At 54.5% G+C, this 21,305-nt stretch carries 14 protein-coding genes; 8 read left to right on the plus strand and 6 right to left on the minus strand.

The window, feature by feature from the left end; all coding sequences use genetic code 11:
- Positions 1-227 precede the first annotated feature (227 nt).
- The gene (locus tag IF809_RS34715; RefSeq protein ID WP_462839802.1) at positions 228-875 is read right to left on the minus strand and encodes a class I SAM-dependent methyltransferase; all 648 of its coding nucleotides are present in this window, start codon (positions 873-875) and stop codon (positions 228-230) included.
- A 249-nt stretch (positions 876-1,124) separates the two neighbouring features.
- On the opposite strand from IF809_RS34715, the gene IF809_RS34720 reads away from it, so the two are divergent.
- The 7 genes from IF809_RS34720 (at position 1,125) to IF809_RS34750 (ending at position 12,634) form a co-directional block, all read left to right on the plus strand.
- Positions 1,125-2,537: an oligosaccharide flippase family protein gene (locus tag IF809_RS34720; RefSeq protein ID WP_462839803.1), complete on the plus strand. Its 1,413-nt coding sequence runs from the start codon at positions 1,125-1,127 to the stop codon at positions 2,535-2,537.
- 53 nt (positions 2,538-2,590) lie between these two features.
- The gene (locus tag IF809_RS34725) at positions 2,591-3,859 is read left to right on the plus strand and encodes a glycosyltransferase family 4 protein (RefSeq protein ID WP_462839804.1); all 1,269 of its coding nucleotides are present in this window, start codon (positions 2,591-2,593) and stop codon (positions 3,857-3,859) included.
- A gap of 81 nt (positions 3,860-3,940) precedes the next feature.
- The gene (locus IF809_RS34730; RefSeq protein ID WP_462839805.1) at positions 3,941-6,331 is read left to right on the plus strand and encodes a hypothetical protein; all 2,391 of its coding nucleotides are present in this window, start codon (positions 3,941-3,943) and stop codon (positions 6,329-6,331) included.
- Positions 6,332-6,472: 141 nt separating this feature from the next.
- The gene (locus IF809_RS34735) at positions 6,473-7,360 is read left to right on the plus strand and encodes a class I SAM-dependent methyltransferase (RefSeq protein WP_462839806.1); all 888 of its coding nucleotides are present in this window, start codon (positions 6,473-6,475) and stop codon (positions 7,358-7,360) included.
- A gap of 897 nt (positions 7,361-8,257) precedes the next feature.
- Entirely contained in the window at positions 8,258-10,021 is a 1,764-nt protein-coding gene (locus IF809_RS34740) for a hypothetical protein (RefSeq protein ID WP_462839807.1), read from the plus strand.
- A 282-nt stretch (positions 10,022-10,303) separates the two neighbouring features.
- Positions 10,304-11,452 carry a glycosyltransferase family 4 protein gene (locus IF809_RS34745; RefSeq protein ID WP_462839808.1) on the plus strand — a complete coding sequence of 383 codons (1,149 nt, stop codon included), beginning with the start codon at positions 10,304-10,306 and terminating at the stop codon, positions 11,450-11,452.
- Between the two features lie 327 nt (positions 11,453-11,779).
- Positions 11,780-12,634 (plus strand): class I SAM-dependent methyltransferase, encoded by an 855-nt coding sequence (locus IF809_RS34750; RefSeq protein ID WP_462839809.1) that lies wholly within the window; start codon positions 11,780-11,782, stop codon positions 12,632-12,634.
- A 296-nt stretch (positions 12,635-12,930) separates the two neighbouring features.
- Here IF809_RS34750 and epsE read toward each other — a convergent pair whose 3' ends face one another.
- The 5 genes from epsE to IF809_RS34775 form a co-directional block, all read right to left on the minus strand.
- Positions 12,931-14,163, minus strand: coding sequence for an exopolysaccharide biosynthesis GT4 family glycosyltransferase EpsE (gene epsE / locus IF809_RS34755; RefSeq protein WP_462839810.1), 1,233 nt, complete (start codon positions 14,161-14,163; stop codon positions 12,931-12,933).
- A complete protein-coding gene (locus tag IF809_RS34760; RefSeq protein ID WP_462839811.1) occupies positions 14,154-14,954 on the minus strand; it encodes an FkbM family methyltransferase in 801 nt (266 codons plus the stop codon). Before IF809_RS34760 ends, epsE begins: the two co-directional genes overlap by 10 nt.
- Before the next feature lie 72 nt (positions 14,955-15,026).
- Entirely contained in the window at positions 15,027-16,439 is a 1,413-nt protein-coding gene (locus IF809_RS34765; protein WP_462839812.1) for a hypothetical protein, read from the minus strand.
- Positions 16,440-16,484: 45 nt separating this feature from the next.
- The gene (locus IF809_RS34770) at positions 16,485-17,720 is read right to left on the minus strand and encodes a glycosyltransferase (RefSeq protein WP_462839813.1); all 1,236 of its coding nucleotides are present in this window, start codon (positions 17,718-17,720) and stop codon (positions 16,485-16,487) included.
- A 4-nt stretch (positions 17,721-17,724) separates the two neighbouring features.
- Positions 17,725-18,693, minus strand: a complete 969-nt coding sequence (locus IF809_RS34775; protein WP_462839814.1) for a glycosyltransferase family 2 protein — start codon at positions 18,691-18,693, stop codon at positions 17,725-17,727.
- A 245-nt stretch (positions 18,694-18,938) separates the two neighbouring features.
- On the opposite strand from IF809_RS34775, the gene IF809_RS34780 reads away from it, so the two are divergent.
- A partial coding sequence (locus tag IF809_RS34780) for an HAD-IIIC family phosphatase (RefSeq protein WP_462839815.1) occupies positions 18,939-21,305 on the plus strand: 2,367 nt, incomplete at its 3' end.

A 21,305-nucleotide genomic window follows, 5' to 3' on the forward strand; every position in this document is an offset into this window, starting at 1 on the left:
GATTACTCCTGAGAATACCGGCAATCGTGGGGAAGGTTGTGTCCGCCGCCATCTGTGACATGTTTCTATGCAGAACCGTGCAATTAGAATACCTACTATCGCTCCGCTGCCTGCAGCTTGGATGGCGACATCGATATTTAATTTAAGATGCCATCTTAATTCCTAAAGAGCAACCGGGGTCGACTTGTCGGAACCGGAACATGTCAAGAAAATTAACGGCTTAGGGACTATACGGCGATTACCCCAATCCCGCCAAAATGCGATTTGGTGCGGCCAATCAGTTCGGTCGTCCGAATATTGGCGTTATCCGCGAGTTCGCCCCAAAACCGGTCTACTTGGCAATTTTCAAATTTTGTATGGATGATGTCATGAAATGCAATGAGACCACCGCGGCGTACAAGCGAGTGATACATCTCGTAGTCCTGGCGGACGCCCTCGTAAGTGTGGTCGCCGTCGATAAAGAGAATGTCGAGAGCGCTCTCGCCTAGAATGGTTTTCACGCGGGTCAAATTTGCTGGATCATGAGAGCTTCCAGTCACGGCATGTACCGTTTGGCCTGTTTGCTTCAACCGCTCCAGGTCGACATCGACCTTCTTTCCACCGGAATAGCGTTCCTCAGGGGGGAGGTCGAGCGAGATCAGATGTGCTTCCGGACTGCTTATTTGGCAAAGGAGCCAAAAAACACCACCTTGCGCAGTCCCGATTTCTAGAACGCGCAGCGGCTGAATCTGGCGGACCATGGAGGAAAAACGTGCGAGTTCGTCCACGTGCTGTATTGCGCCGTGCTTCGTAATGCTCTGCCGGGCAAGCCACCAATCTTTCGGGCGTGCAGCCGCCGAACCAACGTTTTTGAGAAACCCTTGAATCCCTGGCATTCGGACCGACTTTCCGATCAAGGCTTAGACATACCCCTTAACAGTCTTTTCTGGTCAGTTATCATGAAACAATGTTAAGAAGCGAATTAACCTTGTAGAAGCGGCGGGAAGTGGGCTAACCGAACCGCAAGTGTGCGAGGACTTTTGCAGCAATCATGTGATACCGCTGACACGGATTCGGAATCGAGCTGCAAGCGCAAGTGGTTAGTTGCCAGGCTTAGATAGTACGGCGCCAGGTGAGCGGATTTAATGGTCGCTTCAAACGAAATCGAATTCGGCGCTGAGCTTAAATCGGTCCAGCCTCTGAAAAAACGAGTGTTCCGCGCCGGCAGTTGGACACTCGCAGGTCATTTCGCCACCTTGGTTCTGAGGCTGGCTTCCAGCATCATTCTCACGCGGATCTTTTCACCCGAGGTATTCGGGTTGCTGGCAATTCTCTTGGCGCTGAACACATTGCTGGCCGTCCTCACCGACATAGGACTACGCCAAGCAGTGGTGCAGAGCCCAAATGCTGGCAACGCGCAATTTCTGCACACAGCGTTCGCTATCCAGGTGCTACGAGGCATCTTCGTGTGGGGCCTTTGCATATTAGTCGCCGCCGTACTTTTGATAGCGCGGCGACTTGAGCTTTTGCCGCCAGAATCAGTTTATGCGCAACCTTTACTCCCCGAATTGCTCGTCGTGACGTCCCTCTCGTCCGTCATTCTGGGCTTCACGTCTATGAAGACTTACGTTGCTACTCGCGACTTAAGCCTGGGTCGACTTACCGTGATCGATCTCCTGTCATTTGTGGCGAGCCAACTTTTCGTTGTCGGTCTTGGGATCTTAACACGGTCTGTTTGGTCTTATATTGCAGGACTCCTTTTAGCCGCGTTATTGAGCGTCTTTCTAGGTCATATCTGGTTGCGCGGCCCGAAAGACGGTTTCGCCTGGGACAAAGCTGCTCTGCGTGAGCTTAGCCATTTCGGAAGGTGGATCTTTTTCTCGTCGGCTGTAAGTGCGACCATCCTTAACGGTGATCGGATGTTTCTCTCTGCCTTGTTGAGCCCGGCGGAGCTCGGTCTGTATTCGATCGCAAATAACTTGGTGAGCGTTCCGGACGCGCTTGCGAGTAAGGTGTTCAGCAGCGTCGCGATGCCGACGCTGAGCGAGGTCAATCGCTCACAACCTGGCCGTTTCGCGAGCCTCCTATCGCGAATGCGGTGGTTATCGGACTCGCTCCTAATGTTTATAGCCGGATTTCTGTTTGCATCCGGAGAAGCGATAGTTCGGCTTATTTACGACCCGAGATATGCGGACGCCGGTTGGATGCTACAATTGCTGGCGCTTGGATTAGTTTTCGCAAGATACAATATCGCCGGCAGTGCCTACATGGCGTTGGGGCGCCCGCAATACCTCACGGCCGTTGCCATAATTCGCTCGATATCGCTTTTTGCTTTTTTGGCGATCGGCTTTTCTATGCTGGGTACACAGGGTGCTATCCTTGGCATCGGCCTACATATGCTACCGTCTACACTCTATATGCTCTATTATAACCGGCGTCTCGGCTTGCTCGATCTGCGTCTCGAGATCCTGATGATACCCGTCTTGATTGCGGGATGGTTGGCCGGTCATGGCGCAAACGCGGTTGCAGTGACTGTGAGTCACCTCGTCCACGGCTAGTTGCCAGATCTTAAGGGTGAGGTTCGACTCGATCTATTGTATGTGAGGTTTTAGTGGAACCGAAAAAGCATCGGGTGTTGGTGATTGCAGAATCCGCAAATCCCGAATGGGCAAGCGTTCCCTTGGTTGGGTGGAAACTTTCCCATGCTCTTTCGAAAGTGGCTGATGTCCATCTTGTCACCAATTTACGCAACCGCGCTGCGGTGCTCCGACAAGGACTCGTTGAGTGGCGCGACTTCACGGCGATTGATAATGAGGCATTCGCTCGGCGATTCTTAAGGCTCGCCGAGCTCTTGGGCGGACAAAAGGGAAAGGGGTGGACGACACGCACAGCTGTCGCCGCCTTCGCCTATTATGCGTTTGAGTTCGAGGTGTGGCGCCAGTTCTCGCCTCGGTTGAAGGCCGGCGAATTTGACCTTGTTCATCGGGTTACACCGCTGAGTCCGACGAGCCCAAGTATTTTGGCGAAGCGTTTAAACAAGATAAATGTCCCGTTTGTGCTTGGCCCGCTCAATGGTGGGCTTCCATGGCCGAAAAACTTTCGCGATGTACAATATGCGGAGCGCGAGTGGCTTTCGCATCTCAGACAATTGTACAAGTGCCTTCCCGGTTATGACGCAACAAGACGATACAGTTCGGCGATTATCGTCGGCTCCCACCATACCCATTCAGAGATGCCGAATTGGGCTCAGCGCAAGTGCGTCTATATCCCCGAAAACGCGGTAGACAGCGATTTGGTTGATGCTGCGCTGCCTCGAAGAGCTCGAGAGAAGCCGCTCGTTGCCACATTCGTAGGGCGTCTCGTTCCCTATAAGGGAGCGGATATTCTGATTGAAGCGGCCGCAACGTTTGTCGCTGCAAATCAATTGAAGGTACATATCGTCGGCGATGGTCCACAACGGCGCGCACTGGAAGACCTGGTTCGGGCCCGCGGTATCGAGGCTGGTGTAGAGCTTCATGGCTGGTTGGACCATTTGGACGCCCAGAAGATACTTCAGAATTCTGATATCCTGGTGCTGCCGAGCATTCGTGAATTCGGCGGCGGCGTGGTCGTGGAGGCGATGGCGCAAGGCGTGACGCCGATCGTTGCGGATTATGGAGGTCCTGCGGAACTTGTTGATGATTCCTGCGGCATCCGCGTGCCCTTCTCTAATCGAAAGAGCTTGGTCGACGGCATTCGTGCCGCGCTCGGCACCGTGGTTGCTACACCTGAGGTACTCGATTTCTATGCTCATGCGGCACGAAGGAAAGTGGCAGAGGAGCTCACGTGGAATGCTAAAGCAAAGCAGATTCTAACGATCTATAATGCTATCCTGGGCTAGCCCAATTGAATACCGGCCGTTGGATCTTGGAGCGGTTCGCCTTTCTCGTCAGGGCTGAATGACAACTCTGCGGATATCACCATGCTTTCACGCCGCGGTTTTCTTGCGAGCGTTCCGAGCGCAGCGAGCATCGCTTTATTGAAGCCCACGCCTGCTAACGCTGAGCGGGGTCAAGGTGGACGACTTCTCCTTGGGTTGACTAGTCCGGTGTATTTCAACGGCTTCAGTCCATTCCTGAATTGGTGGAAGACTGCATCCACGCCCACCCTTGAGCTATGGTCGGGCCGTCGTATTTCAGGCAAGGAGATCTGGGATCGCGGTGGCTATCTCGAGGAAGAGACCGGGGAAATTGTTTCTCCAGCGCCTTCGGATTTGTTGTCGATCTCTCGCGTTTTTTACAAATCGGCAAATGGCATGCAGGTGAGCGCTGGCTGCAATTATCAAGGAGAAGAATGGACGGCGATCTGGGAGGGAAAAGGGCGAGGCGGCATCGAGTTTATCAATGGCGGTGGCCAGCAGTTCGTGGGATCGAACCACATCGACTTCAGCACAGGGGCTGACCCTGACAGAGTTTCGCTTACCCTGACACTTTTGGATAGGTATGATCCGCCACGTAATATCCGTATCTTTCAGAGGAGATATGGAGCCAATGTCATTCGAGGCGAGAAATTCAACCCGGATTGGCTTGCGGAGATCAGCCAGTTTGGAACGCTGCGTTTCATGGGTTGGATGCCTACCAACGACGAAACGATACGTGACTTCTCCCAACTCGCGGACGAGAACTATTTTGCGTGGGCCCAGCAGTTCGTCTCACGTGAAAAAAATGGTGAGTTCGGCCCGAAGGGCAGTTTGCATCCACAATTGATCTGCGAGCTAGCGAACCAAACGCGTTGTAACATTCACGTCTGCATTCCCGTACGTGCCAGTGACGAGTTCGTCACAAGGTTCGCCAAATATTTTCGTGACAACACTGATGTCGAGGTGACATACGAACTCAGCAACGAGTGCTGGAATCCGGGTTTCGATCAATTTCATTATTGTAAGAACGAGGGCCTAAAAATATGGCCCGACGACTTTTGGGGATTCGCCAAATGGTATGGCTATCGTTCTGCAGAATGCATGAATATTATTCGCAACATTTATCGCGATCAGACTCGATGGCGCGGGGCCTTGGCGACGCAAACCGTCGATATAAACAAGACGCTGAAAGCGCTCGCCGGCGTCAATCATTGGCGCAAGAGGGGCCTCCGCCCGGCACGCTCGTTGAGGGTTTCGGACCTATTTAAGAGCCTTTATGTGACAGGCTATTTCGGCTTCAGTGTTCCTGGGCCGCAAATCGAGAGCATCACGTGCGCGTCACCCGCAGTCTGCACGGCGAAGGGGCACGGGTACAAGGATGGTCAGAAGATCAAGCTCTTTGTAACCGATGGACCGACGCAACTAAATGATCGGTACTTCATCATCGCGAATTCCACGAAGGATACGTTCGAGCTTGCTCATGTCTCCACTGTGGCAATGGGAAGTTATCTAGCTCCGTGTAGCCGTGCTACATTCATGCCGCTTCCCCAGTTTCCAGTATATGCAACAGAGGCGGTTGCCTCGCTAGAAGCGACGCTGCCTGGTCGTCTGCTCCTTGAAGGCGGCGAAGTATCTAAGGGCGATGTCATCCTAGTGAACGGTCAACGTAGGGCGGAGCAGAACGGGATTTATCGCGTTGCCGAACCAGGGGCTGAGAATGAGAGTTGGCGGCTCGAGCGGGTAAGTTATTTTGATCGTCCTTCGGCCATCGTTGAGGGCTCGAGCGTCAAGGTCGATCGTGGCGCAACAGCAGGCACATATATGCTGGTGTCGACCGTTAAGCTCGTCGGCAGCGATCTCGTAGAATTCAGAAAGGTTGAGCCGCGCAATTATGTGGTGGCCGCAGAGTTGTTCGAACTGATGGACGCGAGCGCCGAAAGGCACGAGCAGGAGCCAGGTGCGTTTCCCGATCGGCATCGCTATTTCAACGAGCAGGTCGCTCTGGCTATGCAAACTGGCTCTTGCGACACTTTACTTACGGCTCAGGACAGCGTGGCGTCGTTGGAAAAGATTTATTGGCCCCTGCAATTCTCGATCGCGTCGGCGTACGGGCTGACGCTCCGCCAATATGAGGGAGGGTGCGGGCTGGCCGGGGAGGGCGCCGGTCTGCTAGGGAACCCTCGTCAACTTGTATATGGTGGCAACGAGCGGTTCGGGCAATTCGTCTTCAACTATGGCCATAGTGAAGAAGTCGCAAGAGTCTATGCCGAAAGTTACGAAGCGTTCTGGCGAATTGGAGGTGAGTTCCCCGCGAAATTCGTGGCGGATGGACGATCGAGCAACGCTGGTACGTGGGCCGGTGTGCGTTTTTGGCCCCTTGGGGCTAATGCAAACACGCCGGACACCGATAATCCCGTATGGAAGCTCGTGGTAGCTGCAAATGGCCGGGCGTAGGCTTCATGGATTAAGGTTTATAGACGTCACACAGCGTCGAGGGCGCATCGACGTGCTTAAGGAGGATTTTGTTTGACGTAGTCTATCTGCCCAAAGGGCGGTTCTCTAACACGTGGCAAAAAACTGATTGGCGATATTCAGATGGAACTAGTTAACGAGCTTAAGATAGCGCTAACAAAGTACCCAACATTCGCACGCTCTCTGCGAGATCTTAAGCGGCGGGTTCATTTCGGTGTGCATGGCTACGATGCGAGCATCTACGAGCATCTACGATTGTTTGCGCCCTACGGAGCTGGTGATCCTCAGGCCAGGATTGCATTGGCTTTGCAGTCGGCTTCACAAACGCTGCCGTTGTTGGCTCAATTGACGAGGGACTATGCAGGTCAGCAAACTCAGGAGCTAACGGCATCGGAGTTCTGCGAGCTTTTCGATGGTCAACAGGGGGCTGTCCATTTACAGCGTCTTTTCTTCGAGAACGGTAGCGATAAGGCGACCTTCCACAACTATCACTTTGTTTACGGGTCCTTGTTTCGGCGGCCGTCGTCAGTCAGGAATTTCCTAGAGATCGGTCTTGGGACTAACAATCTCGACGTGGTGTCGAACATGGGCCAGGATGGAAGGCCTGGAGCTTCCCTGAGAGCCTTTCGCGAATATCTACCGAACGCAAATATTTTCGGCGCGGACGTCGATAAGCGAATCCTATTTCAGGAAGACCGTATTCGGACTTTTTATGTAGATCAGACCAATCTGGAAAGTTTTTCCGAATTGGCTCAGCTTGACGTTCAATTTGACCTGATCGTCGATGATGGGCTTCACTCCCCGAACGCGAATATAGCTGTTCTTTTGTTTGGGCTGAAACGTCTCGCGCCTCGCGGGTGGATAGTGATCGAAGATATACGAACAGAGGCCCTACCTGTCTGGCGGATAGTGGGATCACTTTTGTCGCCAAGGTACAGGTCTTACCTAATTGAGGCCGAGAGAGGTTTTCTGTTTGCCGTCACTGATCTCGACCTGCGAGACGCGGATTAAAGATTGTTCGCTCTTTTAAAGAGGGGTGCGGACACGGTCGGGAGGGATGGAGACGAACTCTCGGCTCTTGCGATTGATGACTCAGGTTCTTGCGAAGACGGCAGGACAGTATCACGCGCACTGTATGGGCGCAGTTCAGGCACCATTAACTGCTTGCATTCGTCGTGACAAATTAAGGCGAAAGTCACTGTTTGACTTGGATTGCCATTGCGGGCGGTGGGCCGGCCAGAGAATTTACGCCACGTCAACTCGTGGAACCTATCGATCGACGTACAGGTTCCGTCGCGCTTAGCACCTTAGTTAAGGAACGAGTAAGACATGAAAAGATTCTCTGTTAGCTACGTTGGGGCCTGCGTCGCCGCACTGGGCCTTGTGCAGTCGTCCATGGCCACTTCTCCGCGCTCAGCTCTTAACGGCAAGACGAGCACGAGTAGCAGTACCACAACGTCAACATGCAGCAGCTCAACAAATACGTGGTGCGTAGCTTCCGACGGATGGACCGTCTTTAATGGTACGCCGGGGACGGGTACATGTGGTGACGCTACGTCAACCTACACTGGCACATGCGTGGTTTATGTTGCCAATGCGGGTAACGATTCCACATGCAAAGCGCAGCCGCTGCCGGTCACTGCTACCCCAGCCTACCCGTGCGCAACGCCGGCTAAAGCCCAAACGCTCCTGCGTAATGGCAGCCCCGACTGGATGCTGCTGAAGAAGGGCGATAGCTGGAACGGCGGAATGAATGGACCATCCAGCGGTGCTTGGAATAGAACCGGCGGACGATCTGCTGCCGAACCGATGTTGATCTCTAGCTACGGGACGGGCGCACGTCCCTTATTCAGGACCAACGGTGTCGACACGAGTTGCTATAGTACGACAGCAACGCGAGGCCAATTCATGGCTATCGTCGGCATTGAGTGCTACAATGATGCAATTGATCCTGCTTCTTCAAGCTATCTTGGAGTTACGGGTAAGGCAGACGTCAGTGCTGCTAGCCCCACCCTGACCAACATGGCCTCAACAACTGGAATTTTGCCGGGCTATATCGCGTACGGATCGGGCATTAATGGCTTGACGGTGCAATCGGTCAGTTCGAATTCGGTCACACTGAATGGCAACCCGCAATTCACGTCGTCTCAGATTCCAATTCAGTTCAATAAACGGCTGACCCAATCCAGCTTGTCTTTGGTCGGCACGACCAACTTCTTGATCGTTGAAGACTGCAAGTTGAACTTCGGTTCTTTGACTATTGTGAACATGATCACTTCGACCACGGGGCCTATTGCCGGTGTTAATCTCAGAATCAGGCGGAATCTTTTTCTTGATGCTTACGTTCTGGGTAGCGGCGGTAATGGAATGTTCTTAAGCGACAACCAATTGACTGGGGGGCAGGTGTTGATCGAGGAAAATCTCGTGGATCACGCCGGGTGGAATTCGTCTATATGGGGCGTGGGCGCAAATGTCTTCAGTCATAACTTCTATCTTCACGACAACAATCCTTCGATCTCCTTTTCAAGGAATATCACAGCCAACGCAGCCGCGACGGGTGCGCAAGTCAGGAATGGCGGCGCGATCTACGACAATTTGTCGATCAGAAATCCGATCGCTTTCCTCACCGACCCTGGGATCCAGTTCAACTCAACGACTTACAGCTATAACGTTATTACTGAGGGCAGCGATATCGTGGTCGGCGTTCGATCCGCAACCGCGGCTACTACCTCTGGTAACAAGACTTTGAGTCTAGACGGCGTCCTGACGGCCGGAAACTATAACTTTATGAACCAGATGATCGCGGACCTCGATAATCCCGGAGCCGTGACTGGAAGTGTTGTGTCGCTTACAGCAACTTCCGTCACGATGAGTGCGGCGGTTACCGCTGGCCAACGGGGTGACGGAGTTAGGGCTGGTGATCGACTAGTCGTCTATATGCCGCGAGTACAGGGAATTGTTCTGGGTTCATCGGGAAACTTCGCTCCCACCGTCAACAGCGGAGGAAGCTCAGTGTATCCGATCGGCAGCACCGTTTTTTATTTTCCCGCAGGATACACGCTTCCCAGCTGGGTAGTACCGGGAATGAACATTGCTGTTGCGAGCAAAGCCAATGACTTCTCGGGAGGGCAGACGACGATTGCATCGATTTCAGCTGATCGGACTCAGCTCACCACGGCTGCACCGACCACAGCTGCGGTAGTGGGAGGATCCGCCGCAACCGGTGCAGAGCAGGACAAGTTTATCATCTGGCAAAGTATTCCTGACACCTTCCATCCTGCACAAGCTGTCGGTCCCAATAACGTCTTCACGACAAGCGGCGGATACTATAAGCCTTCGTTTGCATACAGTCCGCAGGCATTTACCCGGAGCATCAACGGAACCGGGAACTACTACTACAACTGGAATACCAACACGTCTCAGAATGTTGTTGACTATGGAATCTCGGGAGCCAACACGAACTTGCCGAATAAGCTCAACGTTGCAGGTTCGACAGCCTATCCAAACGCGACTGTTGAGGCCTATGATAAGTCGATTGGCGGACCAGGTACGGTCGAGCACTTTTTGGCTCAGGCTCGGCTGCAGAGCAAAGATAGTTGGGACTCGAGATACACTGCTCAAGCTGCTAACAATTTCATCCGAAATGCAGTTGGATGCAATTGCGCACAATAATATTTCAAAGGATCTACTAAGCAAAATGCAGCACCTGCATGGGCGCTGTGGCCGACCTAGGTCACAGCGCCCCCTTTGACCACCAGCTCGATGCCGGATTGAGGCACTTGTTCTCGCCACACTTACCTTCGCCTCCAAGCCGCAAGCCTAGCGGATACGAGAATATTGTCTCTACGAGGACTAGAGGATACAAGGCGCGCATCGCAGCCTTAAGAGGGACGAAGAAGGTCTCTTAGTCGATTTCGCGTCGGCTGCGACCTTGAGGAGCTGAAGAGGTTTAATATGACCGCCCGGCTTGGTTCCCTGATCACAGGCCATTGTGCTGACGCGGGAGTTGGCCATACATTTGTATCCCTAAATACATCAATGTCATGTCCCGACCTGGCTGTCACGGTGATAACGCCAACTTGCGAACCTTACCTTCGCGAGCAGCACTTCATCGAGGCTGTACCTCACTTTCTAAGAAAGTTTTGCTATCAAATACCCTCTGCGGCTGCTTTCGCGTCCGAAACGCGGTTCATTAGATTACTCGATCAATTCGATGCAGTTTATCTTTTTCCGGGCTGCTCACAAAGGTTTCTGAAAAGGGTCGCAAGCGAAGCGAAGCCAATCTTCCTCGAGCGGATCAATTGCCACACCGCCACAGCGAGAACTATTTTGGACGAGGCTTACAATCGGCTTGGCCTCGAGCCTTGTCACGCGATCACCGCCGAAACTGCAGCTCGTGAAACCGAGGATATTGGTTTTGTGGATTATGTTTTTTGTCCCAGTCCGGAGGTGCTCAAGTCCTATGCTGCTGCGGGTATTTCGACCGAGAAGCTCATTCAAAGTACTTACGGCTGGTCGCCTGATCGCTTTCGATCTCGTTTTCTAAAGAAGCCGCATGCCAGCTCGAGTCCGTGTGTTTTTTTGTTCGTAGGCCATCTCAGCGTACGCAAGGGTACTCATCTCCTTCTTCGAGCTTGGGAAAAGGCAGGAATCAATGGCAAGCTAGTCCTGGTCGGCAACATGGAGCCGGCCATCGAGAACGTTTGCAGCAGTATTCTGAACCGATCAGATGTTGTTTGGCACAAATACAGCTCCGACGTGGGTAATGCCTACGCTGAAGCTGATGTATTTGCCTTTCCAAGCCTAGAGGAAGGTAGCCCTCTTGTGACATACGAAGCGATGGCGCATGGCCTACCAATGCTAGTGTCACCGATGGCGGCGGGAGAAATCGTAAGAAGCGGACTAGATGGCCAGGTCATTCCGCCTTACGCTGAAGACAGCTGGATCGAGGCCTTGAGAAAATTTTCGATCGACTCGGATCTCCGCGAGTTTTGCGGTATCGCCGCAAGAGAACGAGCACATGAATTCACCTGGGAGAAGGTGGCCCGACGGCGGGCGATCGAAATAATGAAACGTATGGGTAAAGGAGACTTCGGTTTCTAGGCCTCCTGAGGTCTCTTCTGGAAGTAAGCGTTGTTCGGTTCAGTGGACCCTTGCGCGGAACACTCCCTTGGCAATTCGCTTATAGGTGCACCCGTTGAAACCAGAAAGTTCTTTGCATGATTAGTTCGCTTTTAGGTCCACTCTTCACAGCTTGTTGGCTCGCGGTGTTGTTTTATGTCATGTTCACCGGCATAGGTATGCCAAAGCCCGCTTCGAGGCGGCAGAGGCGTCGGCCGGACTAGCGCGAATGGCCTTTGGCCGCGCCCGCAAAGATCAGTCTTCCACCAAGCGTTGAGGCGGCGTGAACGGCAGGCGTGAATCGGAGGATTGCGGATTGGCTACTCAGGTATCTTGAAGGCCGAGTATCGGACGCCGAGCTTGCCCGCAGGTGCGCTGGCTCTCGTTCAGGCGGAATATGAGTGTTTGATCTCCGCTGCCGAAGCCGCCTTAATAAACAAAGGATCCGAGAACATGGAAGCGAGAAACAGAGCGGTCCAGTACTATGATGCGACTGCGAAATTTTACGACAGCCTGCACAGCATTGAAAGGAATCCAGAGCATACGCGGGCAATGGAGTTGGGCTGGCCGTTGTTTGGAGAGGTAGTCTCTGTTCTTGATGTTGGCTCTGGTACAGGTCGAACGCTGCGCTGGCTGCGTGAGCGAAATCCCAGCCTATCACTGTACGGCGTGGAGCCTTCAGCCGCCCTTCTGGACATTGCGAAAAAAAATTTACCTGACGCCGATTTGCGCCAAGGCTCAGGAGAGCAGCTGCCGTACCAAGATGATTCGATTGATGTCGTCGTAGCCACTGCGATTATGCATCACGCTGACAATCCACCGAAAATCATTTCTGAAATGTTCCGCGTTGCCCGGAAGGGGGTTTTGATCAGTGACCACAATAACTACGCGTTTGGTAGTGCGTTCGCGAGACGACTTCGTATGGCATTGAAGTTGTGTGGTCTTCTTGGTGCAGCAAATTTTGTCCGGAACGGGTTCAAGACGCAGGGCTACTCGGAGGGCGACGGATGGTGGTACCCGTATTCTTTGCTCGACAATTACGCGCAAATTGCAGCGCGGTCTGATAAGACCTTTATCTTCCCCACGCGCCGCGCAACGGTAGAATCCGGAAATTTGATTTTCGCGCAAGGACATCTCGCGATTGTCGCAATCAAGCCGTTCTGAAGACGGATTACCTTTAGGAGCGGCCGCCAAGAGTGGAGAGCGCTCGGCTAAAATCGGTCGCCAAAGCGGAACCCTTCCTCAGAGCATTGTCTTGATGCAGGCAGCAGCTCTAAGAAGTGGGCCGGCTCAAAAGGCAATCACTGCTCACGCAGACGGCGCAAGCCGCGGTCGGAGAAGCAGTCTCAGGCGCATCGCCTTTGGGAGGGATCGAGGCTCTTTGGAACACCGACACAGTCGTCAATATAGCAGTGACTTTGCGAAAAGTTGCACTGCCCATTGCAAACCGCTCCGGGCTTCTATTTCTCTTGGCTAAGTTCTTCTCCTCGCAAGAGCATTCGCTCGAGTTCGATCGCGCTCGCATCGGAGCGAAATTGGGCGACAATCGTCCGCCGTCCTGCATCAGAAAACCGCATTGCCATTGCATGATCAAGTGCGACCAACTTGATCGCGTTTGCTAACGCATCTGCATCTCTCGGCGAGACAAGATATCCGTTGGAAAGGTGATCAATGAGTTCGGGAACGCCGCCGTGATTGGTCGAAATCACAGGTGTGCCATAACTCATGGCCTCCATGAGGGCGACCCCTAGTGGTTCGTGATGCGAGGCAAGTACGAAAAGATGTGAAGACGCGAGGCCGGTCAAGACACGTGAGACGGGTACCGCTCCAAGAAACCGAACCGCGTCTTGCAGACGAAGGGTGGAGACTTGAGCTTCGAGGACTTTTCTATACCCCGCGCCTCCCGAGTCGTCCTCGCCCGCAATCTCAAGAACCGCCTCAATCCCCATGCGGCGCAACAATCCAATGGCGCTTATTAAGTCCTGGTGACCTTTTACGAAGTTCAGGCGGCCACACGAAAACAGTCGAAGAGATCCCTTGCCGCTCCAGGGAACGTAGGGGCCTTCCCGCTTGAATACTTCGGTTTCAACGCCCATGGGAGCGAGGCCAATCCGCATTGGCGCATCTTTCTTCAGCACCTCCCTGATCTGACGGCGGAGTCGCTTCGTGATGGCTATGGCAAAATCGGCATACCGGAATTTGATCTCTTGCTGCGTGCCGTAGTCTTCCAGATCGCCATGAAGAGTAAGGCTATATCGAACAGCGGCGAGCCGATTTGCCAGGGCTGCGATCAAAGCTGCGCCGGCGCAGGAGTGCGAATGGACATGACAAAGTTTGGCATCGCGCATCAAATTCACCAGCTTTAGGGCCGGCAAGATCAGAGCAAGATTGTAGGGTATCTGACGTGGAGGGCAGCCGGACAGGGCGGCTCCAAAGACTCTTAGCCATCCGGCCGGGCCTATTTTCACGAGATCGATCAAAAGTCCGAGGGCTTCGCGGGCGCTTACCTCCGCGAGATAGGTGGTCTGACTTTGAGCCAACTGCGCCCAGGTGTGTGAAATTAGCGCCGCCTTCGGGCGCCGCGTGCTAATGAGATGGGTTTCAATTCCTCGCGCTTGAAGAGCTTTTCGCTCCTCCCAGAAAAAGTTGTGCGTCTGCGCAGGAAATTCCGGAACGAGATAACCTATCCGCATGTGGCATCCGCGAAATGGCGTTTGTCGGCAATTAGCGGCGAACCCTCCCGAATGAAAATGATGTCGATTTGATTAAGCGCTCCGTCGAGCGGCCGACGGTGAATCTCCAGGATGTCATAAGTTACAAAGCCAAGTTGTTTCAATTGAGTGATGACGTCATGCAAGAGCGGAGCGCCTTCGTTGATTTCGATCGTCGCGACCTCAAGGAGGATGGCTTCAACGGCCTTCAATACCCCGCTCGCGCCCTTCAAGATCTCCAACTCGTAACCTTGCGCGTCGATTTTCAACAAAGCCGGTCCGGGGATTTGGCCGATCAAGACGTCCAGAGTCGTTAGGCGATGTCTTTCGACAGTGCGGGCGAGCGGACTCCGCTCGCTCAGCACGGACGAGCCTGAAGCCATAACATTGAATTTAACTTCCTTGCCCTCAGCAGCTCCGAGCAGACGTTCATACAAGCGTGCGCCAATCGTATGCGCAACCCGCGCGCAAGCGGGCTCTTTCGAGGCATTCGGCTCAATCATGGTTATTGCGCTATCGGGCCAAATCGATCTTGCCATTGCGCTCCAATGCCCCTGGTACGCGCCGACATCGATGATGTGCCGCGGCGTGAAACCCCGTCTGGCCATCGCTTCGAGCCCGAATTTCATGTTGGGTGCGAACGAATAGAGGTGCGAAAAGGCCTCAAACTCGGCAGGGGCCAAATGGTATGAAAGATGAAACAGCGAGTTCTTGAGCTGCATCGGCAACAGCCATGATGCCAAATTGATTGTTGCTTGTTTAATGCGGTTCAATGGTAATCCCTTTGACGTTCGGAGCGTTTCGTTTTGCGCGAAACACATATCTGCTTTGTAGAACGTGAACGGTCATGCGCGAGCGGCTACCGGTGGATCAATTCGCGTCAACTTCATCTGCGCAGGATCTGTGGCCAATTGTCTCTTCAAGGCCTCGGCACGACCCAGGAGAGCGCCGCTAAGCAACCAGGTCCAGGGTAAAAGCGTGGCATTTGGGACCAGCTCGATGAGGTTCGCCGCGACGATCAACGCAAGTGCGCTCAAGAAGATTTTGTCTTGGAGGGGTCCGCGCAGATGTCGGCTGGCTGAGGCAGCTCGGAAAACGCCGAGTGCGAGCAGACCGAACTGTGCAACAAAACCCAATATCCCGAACTGTCCGATGGTAATGATCCACATACCGTCAGTGACACTTGCGTCCTGTCCGTTTTCTTCACTGTAGACACGATTTCTGCCGTACCTGCCCCAACCGAATAGGGGACGTTCAAAAGCGTGGCGAAGCAGCTTGTCTTCGTTGACAAAGCGAAATTCCAGCGAGAGAGCGCGCTCTTCACTTATCATCGCCACCGTCTCTGCCAATACGTGTGTTGGAAACAAGTCGAACGAGCGCAGCGCCGGGTAGAGCAGGCTGATTGAGACCAGAACAATCGCAACTCTCATATGAACACGAGGGCTGGTCCAGCGCAGAAGTGGTACCAGCACCATCCCGTAAAGTAACGCACCGAAACTCTTGCAGAGCACGAGAATGGCGGAAAGATAGGCTGTGAGCCCGGCAGGTGGGAGGAACTGAAAGGATCGAAGTCTCGTGCGCCAAAGAGCGGCTGCGGCAACGGCGGTCGTCATTACGAAGAACGAAGCAATCAAGCCATGACCCATGAAAACCATGGGACGATATCCTCCCCACCTAGCGGTCATCACGAAGTCCGTAGCCGAAAAGCCGTAGATCTGAGCCTGGAGCGTCGGCGACATACGAATCTCGTAAAGCAGAGGAAGCGAGTACACTAACCCGGCTATGACCAGGATGAACATCATATCCCGGATATCTTCGGACTTGCTTAGGTATTGACGGCCTATAAAAAACGGAATCATAAAGATAAAAGAGTTCTCGGCGAAGGAAAGCGCGTCGTAGAGCCCTACTCCTGGTCGAACCTCAGCGCCAATCTGAACTGGATCTCCGTTGAGCAGAGAGGTGATGACTGGTCCGACCAGCAGCCCGGAAATTAGTAATTCGGCCAAACCGAAATTGTCAAAAATTCGGAGTCGGCGTCTGCCAAGTACGAGGCAGCCCAACAGAACACACAAATTGGGAATGGAGAATTTGTCGAACTGCGGGATCATTTCGAATTTGAAGTAGGCCCCGACTGGCAGGACAAGCTGGGCGCCCATCAATGTCCAGAGAATGGCCCGCGTCAAACTTTGCGTGGCAAATAGGCACATTGCGATGATAGGCCACGTACAGAGTGCAAATGTAGCGAATGAGTTGGGCATTCGCGGTTCCTTATTCCACTTGTGCCGTTGTCCGCGGCGTCGCTTTCAGCGGGCGGGCCGACATAGGCCGATCGCTTTGATCGTAACCCCAATTAGCGCGTGAAGCTTCGCGGCCTCGATATCCACGTCATGATTCCGTTGCACTTGTTGGAAAGCGGCGTTTCCCATGTCGAACAGACTGTCTAGAGGCGTTTCGAGTACCTTCTGCAGAGCGTCACCGAGTGCGTCGATATCGCCCGCCGGTATGAGCCATCCATGCTCACCCGAACGGACGAGTTCGGGAATACCGGCAATATAGGTAGTAAGCACAGGCCGCTTCAGAGCCATGGCTTCCATGATGACCACCGGTAGCCCCTCAGCAAAGCTCGGTAGCACCAGTGCGCGGGAAGCCAAGATTTCTTGGCGGACATCAGCAGTGCTGATCCAGCCGGTAAGGCGGACCATGGCGCCGAGGTCATATTTAGCAACCAATTTCTCGATGACTTGGCGCATCTCGCCATCCCCGGCGAGCACAAGCTCAAAATCGATGCCGTTATCGCGGAGACGCTTGACGGCCTTGATCAACAGCAATTGGCCCTTCGCCTCGCTTAGACGGCCAACACACACGATGCGACGGCCGACGGGTACCGAGGGCGCGGAGGACGAATAAAATTCACGTTCCAGACCGCAATGGACCACATGAATCTTGTGCCATTGCTCTTGTCCGACCAGCCTGAATAGCTGACTGCGGCCATAGGAGCTGATCGCAACTACAAAGCTGCTGCGCTTGATTTTTTCTGGAAGGTTCAGAAGCGGCTTACGGTCGAATTCCGCCGGGCCATGCACCGTCATGCTCCAGGAGGGGCCACCGAGCAGGTGCGTGAGCATGGCGACGTCGGCGGAGTTCGTTCCGAAGTGCGCGTGGATATGCTGCACCCCTAATTGCCTGGCCCATAGAAGGACTTGGCACGCTTCTGCCACATAGATCAAGTGGACCGGCAAAGGGCGTTCCGAGCGATTGAATGCGAGCCGTGTGGCGAGCGTAAGGGCTTCGATCAGCCGGACGGGGCTTGTGAAAAGAACGTTCAAAACTGCGCTCGTAAGCGCCAGAGCGCCCCCTTTGAGCACATACTTAGTTCGTTGCCGTTCCTTTTCGTCCTGCGCGTCCACCAATTCATCATTCCAACCGCGAATGGAAATTCGGACGACCTCGACACCAAGCCGTTCGAGCGCCTGAATCTCACGGCGAATGAAGGTGTGGCTGGGCTTCGGATATTGGTTAATGAGATAGGCGATCTTCATAAATTCACTTGTACTCGATCAAACCGCGGTTTTGGCCTAATAAATGGTCTCGAGCAAACATGATCTGGCCAATAGCCTCGGGGAATTTGGCAAGAGTCTGGAAGGTTGCGATCGTCACGCGGTCGAGGAGCGGCTCTTTGCGCTTGACGGAGATCCGGGCGATCTGAAGCGGATAGGCGAGCAGGAGGAGGGCGGCCCAGGGACCGAATATCGCGCAGGCGAACGCGATCGTCAGGGGGAGCCAAAAGCCCCAGGCCCATGCTCGTCGCGCTTCGATAACCTTATGACGATCAGGCGATTTACCTTGGATGCTTGCGCCGAGTGCGTAGGCATAACCGCCGCGAAGACACCGCCGCCACCATTGCGAAAACCGCGTCATGGCCGCGTCATGGAGCGTCATCTCCGCATCCAGACGCCAGATCTGCCATCGAGCCTGCCTAAGGCGTACGCACAGCTCGGGTTCCTCGCCTGCAATCATGTCGTCGCGATAGCCGCCGACGTCCCGAAAGGCCTTTACTCGGATCATGACGTCGCCGCCGAATGCCTTGCTTTCTCCGGCGGGACCGCTCCACTCTATATCGCACAGCCAATTGAAAACGGATCGGGAAGGGAACCGCTCCCGGCGGCGACCTGCGACAGCGGCAACATCGGAATGCTGTTCCAGAAACGCGAGCGCCTGGAGGGGCCAGGAGCTCACGACTTCGCAATCGCCGTCGACGAATTGCACAAACTCCAGGCTCGGATCGTCTTTCCAGAGCCGCTCAAATCCAGCGTTTCGCGCCCGGGCGGCTGTGAAGGGAAGAGCGGTGTCGAGAATCACGATCTCCGCACCGGCTTGCTTAGCCGCGTCTAACGAGCCGTCGGTGGAGCCAGAATCTACATAGACGACCTTGGTCGCCCCGCAAATCGAGGTCAAGCACGCCTGGAGGCGTTCCCCTTCGTTGCGTCCAATGGCAACGGCTCCGAATTTCATGGTTGGCGGGCGGTCCATTTCGGGGCCTTCATAACAAGCGCTTCGCGTATTCCGGAAATATTCTTGGAAACTGGTTGATGGACAAAACGAGAGGTATTATTTTGCTCCAAGTTGTCGTTTTATCACCGGTTACCAAATCTTTAAAAGCCTGTTCTGGAACGGGCCCAAACAACCAGATTGTAATGAAGTCGTCCCCTTTCTTAGTGTAAAAGCCCAGTCACGATTATTGCGGAATGAGGAATTAAATGCCTGGTGGCCAGGTTGAAACCCGCGGCTCTGTCGCGATCGCCGCAACCTTCACGGCAGATCCTCTGCAGCCTGCACTTGAGTTCCTGCTAGCCCAGGCCGGACTGGGGCTCGAGGTCGAGTTCGCCGCCTATAATCAGGTCCTACAGGAGCTAATTTCCACCTCCAGTAAGTTGGCGCTCAACAGGGGGGTCAACATCGTCTTGCTGCGCCTTGAAGACCTCGTCCGCGACATCGTTGATGAGGCGGCTACTGCGGCTCTGATCCAAGATGCCCATCAGGAAATCCTTTCCGCGCTCAATGGCTTTGTACGCCGTTCGAAGACGCCGACGATTGTCGCCGTGCTTGAGACATCCCCCCAGGCCCCCAAACAGCTTTCCGAGACGCTGAGCAGGGCAGGCCGCAAGTTGCTGGAAGAGGCGGCCCTGCTGCCCGGCATTTCGGTTCTCTCGCCGCGAGACATTGATTTGGTCGCATCCGGTGAACGATACGATGCCGACAGCAATGATCTCGCCCACATCCCGTTTAGCGAGACGCATTTCGCGGCAATCGCGCTCGCCTTAACCCGCAAGATTCATGCGCTCCTTGTGCCTGATCGGAAGGTGCTGGTGCTCGATTGCGACAACACGCTCTGGCGCGGTGTCGTCGGCGAAGACGGCGTCGAGGGCATAACGGTCCCAGCTTGCTTGGCGGCGCTGCAACGGTTTGCCGTGGAGGCGCAAGGCAAGGGCGTCCTGATTTGTCTTGCCAGCAAGAACACCGAGCGTGACGTCGTTGAAGTGTTCGAGCGACGGAACGACATGATCTTGAAGCTCGATCACGTCGTAGAGCATCGCATCAACTGGCAATCCAAGCCAGAAAATATCCTAGCATTATCGAAGGCGCTGAATCTCGGCTTGGATGCGTTCGTTTTCATCGACGATAATCCGGTCGAATGTGAACTGATGCGAGCCGAGCTGCCACAAGTGCTCACGCTGTTGCTGCCGCCTGACGAAGAGATCGAGTCTTTTCTTGCGCGCCTTTGGGCGTTCGACAAGGTCGCAGTCACTGAGGAGGACAAGCGTCGGACTGGCATGTACAAGGAAGAAGCGGCCCGACGTGAGCTCGAAAAAGGTGCCGTCGACATCGTGGATTTTGTCGCTTCGCTTCAGGTCGAAGTCGACATTGGCTCGCCTGACGAAGCGGAATGGGCGCGGCTCGCGCAACTGACCCAGCGCACCAACCAGTTCAACTTCACGACGATCCGGCGTAGCGAGGCCGAATTGCGCGCGGTTGAGCGGGAGGCTCCCGGATCGGTCCAGCGAGTGCGGGTTCGCGATCGGTTCGGTGATTACGGGTTGGTTGGACTCGCGATCAATCAACATCGCGCCGGTGAAGTCGTGATCGATACATTCCTGTTAAGCTGTCGCGTGCTCGGGCGCGGGGTCGAGCACGCCATTCTCCGCTCTATGGGAGAACTCGCGCGGGAAAAGAATATCCCAATTGTTTCGTTACCGTTCAAGCGATCGCCGCGCAACGAACCTGCCTGGGCCTTTGCTGAGAGCGTTGCAGGGACGTACAGGGAGGATGACGATCAGTTCCAATTTTATCGCATACCCACGGATGTCGCCTTAGCGATCCTGCATCGACCGGGCCAAGACCCAGATGCCGTCATCAAGGCGCGGGACTCCGAGTCTAAGAAAGCTGCCGCAGTTGCTAAGCCGCAAGATCTAGCCGAGCGCTATACGGCACTATCTCGCGAGCTGATAACCGGCGAGCATGTGCTGCGTGCCATGCGGAAAGCATCGAGCCGCGTACGCGATCTGCCCCACCCGCCTCTGGATCCGGTCAACCCAAGCGAGCGCCGCATGCTTGCGCTCTGGGAAGAGGTTCTTGGAGTTGACGGACTTGGTGTAGAAGACGACTACGTCGCGGTCGGCGGAACCTCGCTTTTAGCCGCGCGCCTCTTTGCCTCTATAGCGCAGGAGTTTGGCGTCAAGCTGCCCCTGACCACTATTCTTGAACATTCGACCGTGCGCAAGCTCACCGCGCTCCTTCAATCCGCCGCCGTACCGACCAACGCCTTGGTCGAACTTCGCCCTCGGGGATACCAAAACGTTTTCTTCGTCCATGACGGGGATGGCGAGACCTTGCTCTACATGAATGTGGCGCGACGGCTGCCTGCACAATTTGCAGTGTTCGGGATTGAGCCGCGGCGACTTCCGAACATTCCGCTCGCTCATGCAAGCCTGGAAGACATGGCCGCCCATTGCATCTGCGTCATGCGACAGAGGCAGCCAGAGGGACCCTATATTATTGGGGGCATGTGTGCCGGCGGAGTTCTTGCCCATGAGATAGCGTCTCAGCTGGTTGCGCAGCATCAAAAG

Source organism: Bradyrhizobium sp. UFLA06-24, assembly GCF_054967145.1.